Source organism: Rhizobium sp. NLR8a, assembly GCF_019685235.1.
In the GTDB taxonomy this organism is placed as follows: Bacteria; Pseudomonadota; Alphaproteobacteria; order Rhizobiales; family Rhizobiaceae; genus Rhizobium.
Map to the genome: position 1 here is coordinate 160,506 of NZ_JABDWI010000015.1, position 16,055 is coordinate 176,560.

The 16,055-nt window shown below is 60.5% G+C and carries 18 protein-coding genes; 9 read left to right on the forward strand and 9 right to left on the reverse strand.

What is annotated here, in order from left to right:
- Nucleotide 1 precedes the first annotated feature (1 nt).
- From HJC04_RS26465 to HJC04_RS26495, 7 genes are all read right to left on the reverse strand, one after another.
- Nucleotides 2-2,131, reverse strand: a complete 2,130-nt coding sequence (locus HJC04_RS26465) for a bifunctional diguanylate cyclase/phosphodiesterase (protein WP_221147477.1) — start codon at nt 2,129-2,131, stop codon at nt 2-4.
- Nucleotides 2,132-2,363: 232 nt separating this feature from the next.
- The gene (locus tag HJC04_RS26470) at nt 2,364-2,714 is read right to left on the reverse strand and encodes a cupin domain-containing protein (protein ID WP_210628310.1); all 351 of its coding nucleotides are present in this window, start codon (nt 2,712-2,714) and stop codon (nt 2,364-2,366) included.
- Nucleotides 2,715-2,972: 258 nt separating this feature from the next.
- On the reverse strand, nt 2,973-3,284 hold the full coding sequence (locus tag HJC04_RS26475; protein WP_210628311.1) for a DUF982 domain-containing protein: 312 nt from the start codon (nt 3,282-3,284) through the stop codon (nt 2,973-2,975).
- A gap of 289 nt (nt 3,285-3,573) precedes the next feature.
- Nucleotides 3,574-3,951 (reverse strand): glyoxalase/bleomycin resistance/extradiol dioxygenase family protein, encoded by a 378-nt coding sequence (locus tag HJC04_RS26480; RefSeq protein ID WP_221147492.1) that lies wholly within the window; start codon nt 3,949-3,951, stop codon nt 3,574-3,576.
- A gap of 94 nt (nt 3,952-4,045) precedes the next feature.
- Complete coding sequence (locus tag HJC04_RS26485; RefSeq protein ID WP_210628312.1) at nt 4,046-4,564, reverse strand: AAA family ATPase; 519 nt, start codon at nt 4,562-4,564, stop codon at nt 4,046-4,048.
- A gap of 105 nt (nt 4,565-4,669) precedes the next feature.
- Nucleotides 4,670-5,953: an O-acetylhomoserine aminocarboxypropyltransferase gene (locus HJC04_RS26490; RefSeq protein WP_210628313.1), complete on the reverse strand. Its 1,284-nt coding sequence runs from the start codon at nt 5,951-5,953 to the stop codon at nt 4,670-4,672.
- 119 nt (nt 5,954-6,072) lie between these two features.
- On the reverse strand, nt 6,073-6,501 hold the full coding sequence (locus HJC04_RS26495) for a CoA-binding protein (protein WP_221147478.1): 429 nt from the start codon (nt 6,499-6,501) through the stop codon (nt 6,073-6,075).
- Between the two features lie 117 nt (nt 6,502-6,618).
- Here HJC04_RS26495 and HJC04_RS26500 point away from each other — a divergent pair, with 117 nt between their 5' ends.
- Entirely contained in the window at nt 6,619-6,942 is a 324-nt protein-coding gene (locus tag HJC04_RS26500) for a hypothetical protein (RefSeq protein WP_210628315.1), read from the forward strand.
- Between the two features lie 473 nt (nt 6,943-7,415).
- Complete coding sequence (locus tag HJC04_RS26505) at nt 7,416-8,252, forward strand: EamA family transporter (RefSeq protein ID WP_221147479.1); 837 nt, start codon at nt 7,416-7,418, stop codon at nt 8,250-8,252.
- Here the strand turns inward: HJC04_RS26505 and HJC04_RS26510 are convergent, their stop codons facing one another.
- Both HJC04_RS26510 and HJC04_RS26515 read right to left on the reverse strand, forming a co-directional pair.
- The gene (locus tag HJC04_RS26510; RefSeq protein WP_221147480.1) at nt 8,253-9,080 is read right to left on the reverse strand and encodes an enoyl-CoA hydratase; all 828 of its coding nucleotides are present in this window, start codon (nt 9,078-9,080) and stop codon (nt 8,253-8,255) included. It abuts the gene before it with no gap.
- Nucleotides 9,081-9,162: 82 nt separating this feature from the next.
- Entirely contained in the window at nt 9,163-9,393 is a 231-nt protein-coding gene (locus HJC04_RS26515) for a DUF1127 domain-containing protein (RefSeq protein WP_221147481.1), read from the reverse strand.
- A 72-nt stretch (nt 9,394-9,465) separates the two neighbouring features.
- Here HJC04_RS26515 and HJC04_RS26520 point away from each other — a divergent pair, with 72 nt between their 5' ends.
- The 7 genes from HJC04_RS26520 to HJC04_RS26550 all read left to right on the forward strand — a co-directional run bounded on the left by HJC04_RS26520 (nt 9,466) and on the right by HJC04_RS26550 (nt 16,037).
- Nucleotides 9,466-10,365: a LysR family transcriptional regulator gene (locus HJC04_RS26520; RefSeq protein WP_221147482.1), complete on the forward strand. Its 900-nt coding sequence runs from the start codon at nt 9,466-9,468 to the stop codon at nt 10,363-10,365.
- A gap of 269 nt (nt 10,366-10,634) precedes the next feature.
- Nucleotides 10,635-11,099, forward strand: a complete 465-nt coding sequence (rplM, locus tag HJC04_RS26525; protein ID WP_210628319.1) for a 50S ribosomal protein L13 — start codon at nt 10,635-10,637, stop codon at nt 11,097-11,099.
- 2 nt (nt 11,100-11,101) lie between these two features.
- Entirely contained in the window at nt 11,102-11,569 is a 468-nt protein-coding gene (rpsI, locus tag HJC04_RS26530) for a 30S ribosomal protein S9 (RefSeq protein ID WP_009995734.1), read from the forward strand.
- A 307-nt stretch (nt 11,570-11,876) separates the two neighbouring features.
- Entirely contained in the window at nt 11,877-13,064 is a 1,188-nt protein-coding gene (cml, locus tag HJC04_RS26535; RefSeq protein WP_210628320.1) for a CmlA/FloR family chloramphenicol efflux MFS transporter, read from the forward strand.
- 220 nt (nt 13,065-13,284) lie between these two features.
- Entirely contained in the window at nt 13,285-14,247 is a 963-nt protein-coding gene (speB, locus tag HJC04_RS26540; protein ID WP_210628321.1) for an agmatinase, read from the forward strand.
- Between the two features lie 61 nt (nt 14,248-14,308).
- On the forward strand, nt 14,309-15,241 hold the full coding sequence (gene argC, locus HJC04_RS26545) for an N-acetyl-gamma-glutamyl-phosphate reductase (RefSeq protein ID WP_210628322.1): 933 nt from the start codon (nt 14,309-14,311) through the stop codon (nt 15,239-15,241).
- 7 nt (nt 15,242-15,248) lie between these two features.
- Nucleotides 15,249-16,037 (forward strand): sulfite exporter TauE/SafE family protein, encoded by a 789-nt coding sequence (locus HJC04_RS26550; protein WP_210628323.1) that lies wholly within the window; start codon nt 15,249-15,251, stop codon nt 16,035-16,037.
- The last annotated feature ends 18 nt before the right edge of the window (nt 16,038-16,055 follow it).

Sequence of the window (16,055 nt, forward strand, 5' to 3'; positions counted from 1 at the left end):
ATTACGCTGCCTGTTCTTGAAGCTTGCTGGATATGTCGAGCGCCGACATGGGTTTTCCGATCAAATAGCCTTGCAGTTGGTCGCAGCCGGCCTCCCGCAAGATCGCCGCCTGGCGGATATTCTCGATGCCTTCCGCGGTCACGGGAATCTGCAGAGCGGTCGCCAAAGCGATGGTCGCCTTGAGAACATCGGCGCCATTGGAGGCCTGGTCGAGAGCGGAGACCAGCGAGCGATCGATCTTCATCCGATCAAAGCCGAACTGCCGCAATGCGCCGATGCTTGCATAGCCGCAGCCGAAGTCGTCGAGCGCGAATTTGATACCGACCTGCTTGAGGTGATCTATCGACCGACGCGCCTGATCCGGATTGGTCATGAGGACGCCTTCGGTGATTTCCAATGTCAGGCGCCTGGGATCGAAATCGAGTTCCTGCAGGAGAGAGATCACCTCGGCGGCAAATTCCGGATTGCAGAGCTGGACCGGCGAAACGTTGACGGACAACGCTAAACCGGGCCAGTTCTTGGCGTGCTCGATCGATGTTTTCAGCATGTGACCGCCGAGAGCATCGATGAGGCCGCATCTTTCAGCAAGCGGAATGAAAATCTCCGGACTGATATTTCCTGTCGCAGTGCGCCAGCGGGCTAGCGCTTCAAGACCGGTGACAACGCCCGTCGTCGCCGAAACGAGAGGTTGGAAGACGGCTTCGATCGCGCCATTGCCGATGGCATTCTTCAACAGAGTTTCCAGTTCGGCGACCCTTTGGCGCTCCCGATCCAACTCGGGGTCGTATTCGATCGCCCGCCCTCTGCCATTTTCCTTGGCGCGGTAGAGCGCCATGTCAGCCCTGCGCAAAAGCTCCAGGGGCTCAATGTCTGCGTCACGCGCAGCAGCGCCGATGCTCGCGCCAACCTCGATCGTTCGTCCATCGATTTTGAAGGGTTCGGCAAACAGCGCCAGAATCGTCTCTTCTATCTCCTGACGCGCGACAGTTCCGACCTGGACCAGAGCGAACTCGTCGCCCCCCAACCGGGCCACGGCAACGACTTCGGGGTGGCAGGCGATCAGCGCGTTCGAGACGATCCGGATCAGATCATCCCCGACCGCATGCCCCCAGGCGTCATTGACCGCCTTGAAACCGTCGAGATCGACCAGGTAGAGCCGAGGCGGCGAAATCTCCGAGCCTTTCAGGTCTTCCAGCAGGGCGAGAAGCCCATGCCTGTTCAGGAGGCCGCTCAGGCTATCGTGGTTCGCTTCGAAAATCGCTGCTTGCGCCAGTTGACGAAGACGCCGCGCTTCGGCTGCGCCCACCAGCAGAACGCCGGCCAGGAACAGCACGAGAATGATGATAGCGGCCGCAACAAAAGGGTAGACCTGTCGGAACACGGCGCTTCCCGGCGCTTTGCTCGGCCAGACGAGATGGCCGATGACGCCACCCTTCATATCCGTGATCGGTGTGTTCAGCAGACTCGGCTCGGGCGCGGCGGCAAGGCGCAAGCCCTCGAGTTCGTGTTCGTTCGAAAGCGTGCTGAGAACGTCCGAGTTGAATTCCTTGTAGAAGCTCAGCACGCTGAGCTTCGTCGGAAGCTCGCCTTCCGCTTGATAAGGCTGGATCGGTTGTGACGCGATGAGCGCGATGCCGGTTTCCGTCTTGATGAAATTGACAACCGGCGCCTGTCCGAAATCGGTGGCCGTATTGATCTGCCGGTAGAAAGCTTCGCCGAAAAAGGCGCTCGGCTGGAAGGGCTTGCCTTTGGCATAGGCGGAGACGATCGACGAGCGGTCGGGACCGGTCACGATGGCGCCGTCGTAAAGCGGATAATCCTCGCTGGTTTTACCCCAGTTCTCATAAGCCCAATCCGCGGCGCCGGGAGATGCGATCGCCTTATAGGCATCATCCCATACGGCGTTGTCAGTCGTTGTCGCGCTCAGGCGGCTGACAAAGGCTGCGATCGCCGCGCGAGCGGCGCGGCTGGCTCTGGCATCATCGATTTCGTTCGCCGACCGCGTCATCGTGGCGACGACATGCGCCATGAGGCCGGTCAAGACGAGCGCGACGACGAGGAAGAAAACGGTTGTCGCAATGATGGAAGACGTTTGGGTTCGAACGTGCCTACCCGCAAGATTCGACGACATGCCAATCCCGAAAAGATGAACTGCAAGGTCATGTCTGTGGTGACGGCAGGAGACATCATGTCCGCAATGCGCTGCAGATAAGGTCTAGCATTTGACGATGTAGGTCTCGTTAATGGGAAAGATCAAATGCCCTCTATCCGTGAAAGAGAGGCGGTTATTTCGGGGGAAACGGATCATAATCGCCGCAAACCGGGACAGACCGCCATCGCCAAAGCCGGCTCGCAGCCGCTGTTCAGACCTTGATCACATAGTCCTTGCGAGTCGTTTCAACGACTTCCCAGGTTCCCTTGAAGCCGGGCCTCAAGATCATTCGGTCGCCCTCCCTCAGGTGGACCGGCTCACCGCCGTCCTCCGTGACGATCGAATGGCCTGACAGCAGGCTGAAATATTCCCACTCCTCGTAAACGATCCGCCACTTGCCGGGTGTCGCCTCCCAGATCCCGGAATAGAGGCCGCCGTCGCCCTCCTCCAGATTCCAGGTGCGAAATTGCGGATCACCGGAGATGATCCGAGCGGGCTCCGGCGCGCCGAACTCGGGTTCGACATTGTCGATGTTGAAGGTGATGAAATTCGCCGCAACCATCGTGGACCTCTCCGCTGTCAGTGTCGTTTGCGGCAAGGGTCTGCGCGCGATTGTTTGAAATTTGTCTCTCGTCTCACAGGGCATTGACCGCGCTTGGGAACCTCCAGGAGCCCCTTCTCCCATCATCTTGAGCGACATTTGTGAAGGTGGCGGTTAGAATTGTCGGTGGTGCTTTCAGTTTGTGAGAGTTTTGCCTGCCTTGGCCGCGGCCGCATCTGACGCAATGCCAGGCTGATAAGGAGCCGCTTGAAATAGGGGCTATCTTGGCGCGGCCGAACGCAGGTCCGGTCGCCGCTCTGTCACTCCGACGGGGACGACTGTCAGAGCAGCGATACCCGCTTCATCGGCTGCAAGCAGAAGCGCCTCGCGGAATCGTTCCGGGCTAATTTTCCCGGTAATTGCATCGACACAGGCTTTTACGGCAGCGACGTATTCCTCGCCGTCATCAGAAGGCCAATCGTTGATCAGGAGATGCGCCGCATCGCCGAGCGTCCGGACGATCTTGCGTGTTGCCGGACCGCGCAAAGCAAGCGCGACCGGCGTGAATGCCGATGATGTATTCCAGCACATCGTCCCCGACCCCTCAAAGGCATGGTTACTGCAATCCTAACCGCGCAACATACGCTTGTTTTCTGAAATTTGGAATTGAAAACTGAGCAATAAAACTGCTTCAACGTGAAGTAGCGGAGACTAAAGAAAGGGGCTCAGGGACCTCCTGTCCGGGCGTCCTGAGGCCCGGCGATATGGGTCGCGCTGATTACGAGGACAGCAATTGATACGACCGATTTGCAACCGGTCGCCACCGAAGTGCAGCCGCTCAGCGTTTGGCACGAAGCCCATGGCCGCCATCATGGACCTGTCACTGCGTGTGGGTACTGGTCACTCTGACATAATAGCCGTCGGGATCGATAAGGCGAAAGTCACGCAGTCCCCAAGGCTGCACGGCGAGGGCGGAAAGTGGCCAGCCGCTCTCGTCCGCCTTGCGATAGGCATCCTCGACATCAGCGACCTTCAGGACGATCTCGACGCCGAGGCCGACCCTGTCGCCAATTTCGCCGCGTAACGGATGATCGCTCGAAAGGACGCTTCGCGAATTGATCGCGATGGCGGCGTCGCCGTTTCTCAACATCGCATATTCCGTGCTCGTCGAGCCCTCGACTTCAAAGCCCAGGACTCGCTGATAGAAATCAATCGATGTCCGGGGCGTTTGGACAAACAACTCCAACGACAGGTGCAACTGCGCCTCCCTCTGCGCGAATTCTATGCTTTTACCAGAACAAGCGGACGAACCGCCGCACTGGAACGGCCAAACTTCAACTGCCTGGTCCGGATCAAACACGCTGCCGCCGCAATTCGCGAAGGACTCGTTCAATTCCCTGTTCCACCGTCAGCTTCGATGTGTCGAGAATTTCGCATCCGTATGTCGCTGCTTCGTGCCGTAGGAAGGCGGCCCAGTTCATCATATCCGGATTTGCCAACTCAGGCTGGCCTCGATCAATCGAAAGGCGCCGGGCTCGGGTGTCGTCGTCGCAATCGATCAGGAGGCAGGAATGCGAACCGATCCCGGCACGTTCGGCAGCTTCGGCCAGAAAGGAAAAACGCGACTGCCCCTCGAACAGGACGCTACGTCCTTCTGCCAGGAGCGGCGACAGTCGCGATATCCATGCGAAAGTGGCCGCTCTCTGCCATTCTTCGACGGAGCCGAATTGGTCAACCATCTCTTGCATAGGCGGAACGCCGATGCTGTCCTTGTAAAAGACTTCGATCTCCTGCCCGTGCCGGCGTCCGACAGCCTCAGCAATGGTAGTTTTCCCGGCTCCCGATGCGCCGGTGAGAATGACGAGTGGCATGAATGTTCCCGCAATGGCGGCCAGCAGAAGGCATCCGCAAGGCGGCGCTGGTTGTATTTCGACAATGATCGTCTGCGAAATTACAACGTTTGCTGCGAAGGACAATCAGATCTTCGAGAGCGCCTGCTCAAGATCGGCGATGATGTCGTTAACGTCCTCGATGCCGATGGAAAGCCGCACCACGTCGGGTCCGGCGCCGGCGGCGATTTTCTGCTCGTCGCTCAGTTGCCGGTGCGTCGTCGAGGCCGGATGAATGACGAGCGAGCGGGTGTCGCCGATATTGGCCAGATGGGAGAAGAGCTCAAGTCCTTCGACCAGAGTCTTGCCAGCCTCATAACCGCCCCGGATGCCGAAGGTGAAGACGGAGCCTGCGCCCTTCGGCGAATAACGCTGCTGCAGGGCATGGTTCGGATCGTCTTCAAGGCCGGCATAATTCACCCAAGCGATCTTGCTGTGCGCCTTCAGCCACCGGGCGACAGCGATGGCATTGTCGCTGTGGCGCTGCATTCTGAGCGGCAGCGTCTCGATGCCGGTCAGAATCAGGAAGGCATTGAAGGGCGAAATCGCCGGGCCGAGGTCGCGCAGGCCGAGCACGCGGGCAGCGATCGCAAAGGCGAAATTGCCGAAAGTCGCGTGCAGCACCATGCCGTTATATTCCGGTCGCGGGCTAGACAGCATCGGGTAATTGCCTGACTTCGACCAGTCGAAGGTGCCGCCGTCGACGATAAGGCCGCCCATGGAGTTGCCGTGGCCGCCGAGAAATTTCGTCAGCGAGTGCACGACGATATCGGCGCCGTGCTCGATCGGACGGATGAGATAGGGTGTTGCCATCGTGTTGTCGACGATCAGCGGCAGGCCGTGGCGATGAGCGACGTCGGCAATAGCGGCGATATCGACGAAAGTGCCGCCCGGATTGGCAAGGCTTTCGATGAAGATGCCGCGGGTCTTGTCGTCGATCTGGCTTTCGAAGCTCGCCGGATCGGCGGAATCGGCCCAGCGCACCTGCCAGCCGAAATTCTCGAAAGCATGGCCGAACTGATTGATCGAGCCGCCATAGAGCTTGCGGGCGGCGATAAAATTTTCGCCCGGGCGCATGATGGTGTGGAAGACGATCATCTGCGCCGCGTGGCCGGAGGCGACGGCAAGGGCCGCCGTACCGCCCTCGAGCGCGGCGACGCGTTCCTCGAGCACGGCCTGCGTCGGGTTCATGATGCGGGTGTAAATATTACCGAAGGCCTGCAGGCCGAAGAGGGCGGCGGCATGGTCGGAATCGTTGAAGACGAAAGCGGTCGTCTGGTAGATCGGCGTCACCCGTGCGCCGGTCGCTGGGTCGGGCTGTGCGCCTGCGTGGATCGCCAAGGTGTTGAATCCAGGATCGTTCTTGGCCATGTCGCCCTCCGAATTGTTGATCACGAGGCAGGATCATAGCTTGTCGCCGACGAAAGTTAATCGCGATCCGTTTCAACCCTTGGGCGTTCGATGGAAAATCCCTCTCAGGGCAGCCCTGCTCAGGCAATGAGACGGGGATATTCGATCGCCGGGCAACGGTTCATCACCACTCTAATGCCGGCAGCCTCCGCTTTTGCCGCCGCGGCATCGTCGCGGACGCCAAGCTGAGCCCAGATGACCTTCGGTAGCGGCCTCAGCGCCAACGCCTCGTTAACGACCCCATCGAGATATTCGGCGGCGCGAAAGACGTCGACCATATCGATCGGCACCGGAACGTCGGCAAGCCGGGCATAGACGGTGCGGCCTTGGATCTGTTTGCCCGCCTGCCCCGGATTGACGGGTATGACCTCATAGCCGCGCGACAGCAGATAGCCCATGACGCCGTTGCTCGGCCGCGCCGGATTGGGCGAGGCACCGGTCAGGGCGATGGTCTTTACCGATTGCAGGATTCCGGTGAGATAATCATCCGTGTAGGCGTCATGATCCATTTCCATTTCTCCATTCCGGGAATGCCTTTGAGCCCGCCGGCATTTTTTGGCATGTCGACAAAACCGGCTGCACGTGTTTTGCGTATATAGGAGTTGAATGGCTCTGAGGATGATTCAATGAGAAATATTGCTCTTGCCCTCACGCTTGTGCTCGCCGCGTCACCCGCAGCGGCGATTTCGCGCTACAACCCGCTCACCATGAGCTGCGCCAGCGTGCGGGCGGCCATCCACAATCAGGGCGCCGTCATCTTCCGCTACCAATCTCCCCGCGGGCTACCGCTTTATGATCGCTACGTCCGCAACAGCAATTATTGTGACGCAACCGATTATGCGGAGTGGACCCATATCCCGTCAAAGGACGATCCCCGCTGCCCGGTTCTGAACTGCCAAAACCTAGACAACCTTGACGGGATGCTCTTCATTCCGAATCATCAGCTCTGACGTTGCCGCCGTCACGCCTCCTCCCGGCCGCCGTTCGCCTTCTCTGCTTGCAAACAAGCTTTGAGCTCAATCGCGCGCTGCGATTTCCCCTAGATTATACAATCTGAAGCTTCTTTTTTGTGTATATCAAAGTTATAGAATAATATCTGTATTTCAGCAGCATAGAAAGATCCGCTTCGGATTTCCCCCAGCATTTTTCCCCTTATGTTCTCCGTAAGAGCCATATATGTTCTCTCGTCCATTAGAAACATCTCATAGTTGAGAAGATCGCCTGGATTGAACGCATATCGCGCGCACGTAAAACTTGTCGTCAGAGCCCGACATTGTCTGCATATTGAAAGGATGCTATGGGAACCGAAAACGCATCCGCGACCGCGGCAATGCATTTTCGTGCAAATATCAGTTGTCTTTCCAGAATTCTGCCCCGTCGGGGCGAGGCGCTTCGCCTTCCTCCGCAGCACCGGATTTATCCCTTGCCTCTCGACGTCATCCTGCTCGTTCTGTTCGGTGCGTTGCTGCATGCGACATGGAACGCGATCGTCAAAGCGGGAAGCGACAAATCCCTGGATGCGGCGTTGATTTCGGCCGGCGGCGCGGTGTCCGCGCTGCCGTTTCTGGCATTTCTGCCGTTGCCGCAGAGCGCAGCCTGGCCGTTCATCGGCGCCTCGGCCATCCTGCAGTTCGCCTATTTCCAGCTGGTTGCCGCCGCCTACCGAGCCGGTGATATCGGCCTCGTCTATCCGCTGATGCGTGGTTGCGCGCCGTTGCTGGTCGCCGCGACAAGCGGTGTCGTCCTGCGCGAAAATCTTTCCGGCGCCGCTCTTGCCGGCACCATGACGATTTCAGCCGGCGTCCTGACGCTCGCCCTGGAGGCTCGGCGCAGCAGCGGCCACGCGGTCGCCTTCTCCATTGCCAATGCTTTCGTCATCGCCAGCTACACTTATGTTGACGGCGTCGGCGCTCGTCTTTCAGGCAATGCGGTTTCCTATACGTTGTGGATGTCGCTGCTGCCGCCGATACTGCTACTTGCCTGGGCGGCGTCGCAGCGCGGCAGCTTGACGGTGCTGCGTCACGTTCGCCGCAACTGGTGGCGCGGCCTGATCGGCGGCGCGGGATCAATTGCATCCTATGGACTGGCACTTTGGGCGATGACGAAGGCGCCGGTGGCGACCGTTGCTGCACTGCGGGAAACTTCGATCCTCTTTGCCCTGGTGCTCTCGGTTGTCGTATTCAAGGAAAAAGCCGGCATCTGGCGTTACGTCGCTGGCGTCGTCATCGCGATCGGCGTGCTGGTTCTGAAACTCGCCTGATCATTCGCCCTTCCATTCCGGCTTGCGCTTGCCGAGAAAGGCGCCGATCCCTTCCTGCGCGTCCTGCGTCAGCATGTTGTCCACCATCACCTTGGCGGCATAATCATAGGCCGCCTCCACTGGTAGTTCGAGCTGCCCATAAAACGCTTCCTTGCCAATTTTCAGGATCAGTGGCGATTTGCCGGCAATCACGGCGGCATATTTGGAAACGACCTGCGCCAGATACTGCTTCGGCACGATGCGGTTGACGAGGCCGAAATCCTTGGCGGTCGAGGCGTCGATCGTCTCACCGGTCAAGAGCATCTCCATAGCCTGCTTACGGTGCGCGGCACGGGAAACGGCCACCATTGGCGTCGAACAGAACAGGCCGATATTGACACCCGGCGTGCAGAACGTCGAAGTGTCGGTGCAGATCGCCAGATCGCACGAGGCGACGAGCTGACAGCCCGCAGCCGTTGCAAGCCCATCGACCTCGGCGATAACAGGTTTTGGCAGATGCGCGATCTTCAGCATCAAATCGGCGCAGAGCCGGAAGCTTTTCTCGAAAAAAGCGGCGCCCTGATCTTCGTCAACGCGATGGGCCGTGAGTTCCTTGAGGTCATGGCCGGCGGAAAAGACGACGCCGGTGGAGGCGATGACGATGACGCGCACATCCAAATCGGCCTGCGCCTTTTCGAGCTCAGCCATCAGCGCTTCGAGAAGCGCGATCGAAAGCACATTGGCCGGCGGGTCGTTAAGCACGAGCCGCAGCACGCCGTCGCGCAACGAGCGGAGCAACAATCCATCCGTCCTGTCCGCTTCCTTTCGGAAGGATACGATTTCGGCCATGATGCTGCTCCCTGCACTCGATTTTCACACATTCGTTCTGCCACAAGGCGCCGCCAATTTCGAGCAGGATCCGCCGTCGCGGTCAAAACCAGAACCATGATTTCGATCTCTCCGCCCTCGCCTTCGCAGGGGTCAGACCGATATCGCGTAGCTCGTCATCGGTGAGTTCCGACAGCTTGCGGCGGCTGCGGCGCTTTTCGAGCCGACACTCGACGGCTACCAGCAGCCGCCTGCTCCAACGCGCCGTCTCACGATGTTTCAGCCGAAGGGCGCTCAGCGGTATCTCCAAGCTTTCGTCGAATTCTATAGTCATCTCTTCATCCTTTCCTGATGGACGAAAGATGCGATGGAAGGTGCCGCGAAAGAAGCTTATGGATATTATTATATGCATAAGGATTTCTTTGGAATGGCTCTCAATCTCGACCAACTCGCAACCTTCATCAATGTCGCCGACCTCGGGAGCTTTACGGCTGCGGCCGACAAGGAAGGCGTGACGCAGCCGGCCGTCAGCCTGCAGATCAAGGGGCTCGAACAGCGGCTCGGCGTCAGGCTGATCGAGCGCGTCGGACGGCGGGCGCAACCGACGGCGGCGGGCATCGACCTGCTTTCGCATGCAAGGCGTCTGCTTCAGGAGGCAGCCGCGGCGGAAGAAGCGATGATGCCCCACAGGGATGGCGCCAGCGGCCGTGTGCGCATCGGCAGCGGCGGCACGGCATCGATCCATCTGCTTCCGCGCGCCATCTCCGCCGCCCGGAAGTCCATGCCCGGCCTCGAAATCACCGTCTCGATCGGCAATGCCGACGATATTCTGCGCGATCTGGAAGCCAACAGTCTCGACATCGCCGTCGTGGCCCTGCCGGCATCGGGACGGAACTTCGAGATCGAACCCTTTTTCGAGGAGGAATTGCTGGCTGTCGCCCCCGCGGGCAGCCCCGTGCCCAAGGGTGGACCGGACGCCGCCTTCATGCGCGACAGGACGCTGCTACTATATGAGGGCGGCAATACGAGACGGGCAATCGACGCCTGGCTGGCAGCCCCGGGCACCAGGATCCGACCGGCGATGGAGTTCGGCAGTATTGAGGCGATCAAGGAACTGGTGGCCGTGGGACTCGGCTGGTCGATCCTGCCGGGGTTGGCGGTGAAGCGCGACCGCGCCGGTCTCCTGACGGCATCGTCGCTGCGGCCGAAGCTGACACGCCGCCTTGGCATGGTTCTTCGCCGGGACAAACATCTGACACGCGGCCTTCGGGAAATGATAAAATGCCTGCGCGCTTTTGAGGATTAGCGATGGTTTTCGACCGACGGCGGGGCAAATATTCAGTTCGATTGTGGGGTATCACAACACCACACTTATAACCATTTGTTTTCATTTGTACTTTTTTCCGTCCGTCGCGAAAGCCGATATTGACCCGGTGTCACATTGCCTTTATACACCGCGCCAGAACGCAGCCTGTCCGGGCTGCTTTCTTTTTGGCAGGTTCGCGCTTGCCAATCCAAGCAACAAGAAACGCCCTTAAAGCCCTCGGGCCAAGGGTCCTAAAAGAGAGTATTCACATGGCAACCTTCTCACAGAAGCCTGCAGAGGTGGAGAAGAAGTGGGTGATCATCGACGCCGAAGGGCTGGTCGTTGGCCGTCTCGCTTCCATCATCGCTATGCGCCTGCGCGGCAAGCACAAGGCAACCTTCACACCCCACGTTGACGACGGCGACAACGTCATCGTCATCAATGCCGACAAGGTCATTTTCACCGGCAAGAAGTATTCCGACAAGGTCTACTACTGGCACACCGGTTATGCCGGCGGCATCAAGGAACGCACCGCACGCCAGATCATCGAAGGCCGCTTCCCGGAGCGCGTCCTCGAAAAGGCCGTCGAACGCATGGTTCCGCGCGGCCCGCTCGGCCGTCGCCAGATGAAGAACCTGCGCGTCTACGCCGGCTCCAACCATCCCCATGAAGCCCAGCAGCCGGTCGCCCTCGACGTTGCCGCGCTCAACAAAAAGAACGTAAGGAGCGCCTGATCATGGCTGACCTCTCCTCCCTGAAGGATCTCGGCACGGCTTCCGAAGCTGCTGCTCCGGCCCACGTCCGCAAGGTCGATTCGCTCGGCCGCTCCTACGCCACCGGCAAGCGCAAGAACGCCGTTGCCCGCGTCTGGGTCAAGCCGGGCTCCGGCAAGATCATCGTCAACGGCAAGGAATTCGCGGAATATTTCGCGCGTCCGGTGCTGCAGATGATCCTGCGCCAGCCGATCGTCGCGGCTGCCCGTGACGGCCAGTTCGACATCGTCGCAACCGTTGCCGGCGGCGGCCTCTCCGGCCAGGCCGGCGCCGTTCGCCACGGCCTGTCCAAGGCGCTGACCTACTTCGAACCGGGCCTGCGCTCGGTGCTGAAGAAGGGCGGCTTCCTGACCCGCGACAGCCGCGTCGTCGAACGCAAGAAGTACGGCAAGGCAAAGGCCCGCCGCTCGTTCCAGTTCTCCAAGCGTTAATCGCTTCGGACAGACGGAATTTGCGAAAGGCCGGGAAAACCCGGCCTTTTTCTTAGGGTGTTTGATGAATCCCGGGAAGCGCCTGCCGGTCGCCATTGCCGCACTCCGGTTCTGCTGGTAAAAATCCGACAAAACGCTTCGCGAACGAGCGGAGCGGCAATCAAGGTCGCATCATGGGAACAACCAAGTCCGCAGACAACTAAGCCGCAACAACTTTGCGCTGTTGTTGCGGCATCTGTCCAGCAAATCCGATACTGATGAAAGACAGATCGCCGCCGAATGAAAATCATTTGAGCGGACCTTACCCATGTCTTATCCGAAAATTCCGTCGTGGAATTACTCCGTGCCGGCAAGCTTGTTGCTGATCGCCCCTTTCGACGTCCTGGCGTCGCTTGCCATGGACATCTATCTCCCGGTCGTGCCGACGATGCCCCAGGCACTTGGCACCTCGCCTGAAGTCATCCAGTTGACCCTCAGCCTCTACATGCTTGTGCTCGGCGTCGGCCAGATTGTCTTTGGTCCGATCTCCGATATCGTCGGGCGACGGCCCGTGCTGATCGGCGGGGCGGCACTCTTTGCCCTTGCGTCCTTTCTGCTTGCCGGGGCCTCATCCGCACTTCTCTTCGTGGCCTTGCGATTGTTGCAGGCGATCGGCGCCTCGGCGGCTCTTGTCGCCACCTTCGCAACAGTGCGCGACGTCTACGCCGAACGGCCGGAAAGCAGCGTGATCTATAGCCTGCTCGGTTCGCTGCTATCGCTTGTGCCTGCGTTCGGGCCGGTCGTCGGCGCGGTGATTGCCGACCACTATGGGTGGCGAGCCATCTTTCTCGTCATCGGCCTGCTTTCGATCGTTGCCATTCTCAATGCCGGCATGCGGTGGCATGAAACCCGCCCCGCTGCGGCGACGACAACCATCGCCATACGCCCGATCCTCGCGAGCCTGCCCTTCTGGATCTACACGACCGGTTTCAGCGCGGCGATGGGAGCCTTCTTCGTCTTCTTCTCGACCGCACCCCGTATCCTGATCGATCGGGCCGGCTTTTCCGGCATCACCTTCAGCTTCATCTTTGCCTCGGTGGCCTTGGTGATGATCGTGACGGCGCGTTTTGCCAAGCGCTTCGTCACACGCTGGGGCATCACAGGCAGCCTCGCAAGAGGCATGACGTTGCTGCTTGTCGGCGCGGTAACGCTTGCTATGGGAGAGATGTTTCTGCAGGCACCCCTTATCGGCCTCATCCTGCCGATGTGGATCATCGCGATCGGCATTGTCTTTGCGACAGCCGTCACGGCAAATGGTGCGCTTGCGGCTTTCGGCGATACCGCGGGAACAGCCGTGGCGCTCTACTTCTGTGTCGAAAGCCTGCTGGTCGTTGCAGGCACATTGTTCGTGGTTCTGCTCGACGGGAACACAGCCTGGCCACTCGCTGCCTATACCGGCGCGGCAGCGCTGATAACGTTGGCCGGATTGCGTCAGCTAGCGCGGAAGGCCGCCTGAGGAATTTGCCACGGAATGGCGGCAGCTCAAAACGCAGAGCGGCCGTCAAGCGAGGCATCGCTTGAAATCTCGGCGCACCTCGCCTACCCCTTACCTACCCCGAACCGAACATCAGTTCCTTTCGGGGCAGGATCAGGCGGTTTGGTCGTGACGGTGGCCAGGCAATATAAGGTCGACATCGAACGCGACTACGTTGGCGCCCACAGAGAAGGAGCCCCCCTTGGCGAACAAGACCATTGATCACGCCTTCACGGCGACCAGCCTCACCTCCGCCGCCAGCGACCCGACCTTTGCCGGCGCGCTGTCCTTCATGCGCCGCCGCTTCACCAAGGAGCTTGCCGGCGTCGATGTCGCCGTCTGGGGCATCCCCTTCGATGCCGCCACATCGAACAGGCCGGGCACGCGCTTCGGCCCGCAGGCGATCCGGCGTGCCTCGGCGATATTCGACAATGATGCGCAATATCCCTTCAACCGCGACCTGTTTGCCGACATGGCGGTGATCGACTATGGCGATTGCCTGCTCGACTACGGCAATCATCAGGACACACCTGGTGCCATCGAACGCCAGGCCAACGCGATCCTCGACAGCGGCGCCTTTCTGCTGACGCTCGGCGGCGATCACTACGTCACATGGCCGCTGCTGAAAGCCCATGCGGCAAAACACGGGCCTCTCGCACTCGTGCAGTTCGACGCTCACCAGGATACCTGGTTCGACGAAGAGCGGCGCATCGACCACGGCTCCTTCGTGGCGCGGGCCGTGCGCGAAGGTATCATCGATCCTGACCGCTCGATCCAGATCGGCATCCGCACCCATGCGCCGGAGGATTGCGGCCTCAATATTCTCTATGGTCATCAGGTCGAAGACATGAATGCCGGCGACATCGCCTCGGCGATCATCTCTCATACGCGCGGCGCCCCTGCCTATCTCACCTTCGATATCGATTGCCTGGATCCGGCCTTTGCGCCAGGTACCGGCACGCCAGTTGCCGGCGGACCGTCGAGCGCCAAAATCCTCTCGGTGCTGCAGCGCCTGCACCAGCTCGATATCCGCGGCGCCGACGTGGTCGAAGTGTCGCCGCCCTACGACCATGCCGATATCACCGCCATTGCGGGGGCAACGGTGGCAATGTATATGCTTGGCCTTCATGCCGAGCGACGCGCCATTGCGGCCTCACAAGGCTGATTTATCATCGTTCAAATTGAATCCGGAAATCCTCAGAACCCATTGAAAGCGCAGGTCTAACATGGCACCGAAAATCTTCATCGATGGCGAACACGGCACAACGGGTCTGCAGATCCGCACGCGCATGGCCGGCCGCCGCGATGTCGAGCTTCTGTCCATTCCCGAGGCCGAGCGGCGCAACGCCGCCATGCGCGAAGACATGCTGAACGGCGCCGATATCGCCATTCTGTGCCTGCCCGACGACGCGTCGAAGGAAGCGGTCCAGATGCTGTCGGGCAACAACAACGTCCGCGTCATCGACACCTCCACGGCCTTCCGCGTCAATCCCGCCTGGGCCTACGGCTTTGCCGAAATGGACGACGCACAGGCCGACAGGATCAAGGCCGCCCGCTTCGTCTCGAACCCCGGCTGCTATCCCACAGGCGCGATCGGGCTCATCCGGCCGCTGCGCGCCGCCGGCATCCTGCCGGACGGCTATCCGGTGACGGTCAACGCGGTCTCCGGTTATACCGGCGGCGGCAAGCAGATGATCGCGCAGATGGAAAACCCGGATCATCCGGATGCGATCACCGCGCCGCATTTCCTCTACGGCCTGCCGCTCACCCACAAACACGTGCCGGAGATGACCGCACATGGCCTGCTCGACCGAGCCCCGATCTTTTCGCCGTCGGTCGGCAAGTTCGCGCAGGGCATGATCGTACAGGTGCCGCTGCATCTCGGCGATCTCGCCGAGGGCGCGACGATGGAAAGCATTCACGCGGCACTGGTTGCCCATTATGCCGGACAGGACATCGTCACGGTCGTGCCGCTCGCCGAAAGCAAGGCGCTCCCCCGCGTCAACGCCGTCGAACTGGAGGGCAAGGACACGATGAAGCTCTTCGTCTTCGGTACGCCGGGTGGTTCCCAGGTCAATCTGGTGGCGCTGCTCGACAACCTCGGCAAGGGCGCCTCGGGTGCTGCCGTGCAGAACATGGACCTGATGCTCGCCAGCTGAGGCCACGATGCTGGATAGGCTTGTCGCCGATATGCAGGCGTGGTTTGCCGCCGCCCTACCCGGTCACGGCATTTATGCGCTGATGGCGTTTGCCTTGATCGCCGGGCTAGCTCGCGGCTTTTCCGGTTTCGGCGCAGCGTTGATCTTCGTCCCGCTCGGCGGTGCCATCGTCGGGCCGAAGCTGGTCTCGCCGATCCTGCTCGTCATCGACGGCATCGCCACACTGGGGATGATCCCACCCGCCTGGCGCGACGCCAACCGGTCCGAGGTCTTCGTCATGGCGGCCGGTGCGGCACTCGGCGTCCCGACCGGCACGGCGCTGCTGGCGCTGCTCGACCCGACGCTGCTGCGCTGGAGCATCACGATCATCGCCATCTGTCTGCTCGCGCTTCTCGTATCGGGATGGCGCTACCACGGCGCGCCGTTCGCGCCGCTCGGCAGCGGCGTCGGCCTGATTGCCGGACTTTTCAGCGGCGCCGCGCAGCTCGGCGGGCCGCCTGTCGTCGCCTATTGGCTCGGCGGCAAGACCGACTTCGCGCGTGTCAGAGCGAATGTCGTGCTGTATTTCTCGATCTCGTCGGTGTTCAGCGCCATCAGCTATTATGTCGGAGGACTGTTCGTGCCCGCCGTGTTCGCGCTCACCGTCGTCGTCCTGCCGAGTTATGCGCTGGGTCTCTATGGCGGCTCGAAACTGTTCGGGCTTGCCGAGGAACGGACCTTCCGCATCGCCTGCTACGTGCTGATCGCGGCCGCTGCCGTTATCGGCATGCCGCTGCTCGACGGCGTGCTGCGTTAGAACGAAAGGCCTCTCGCT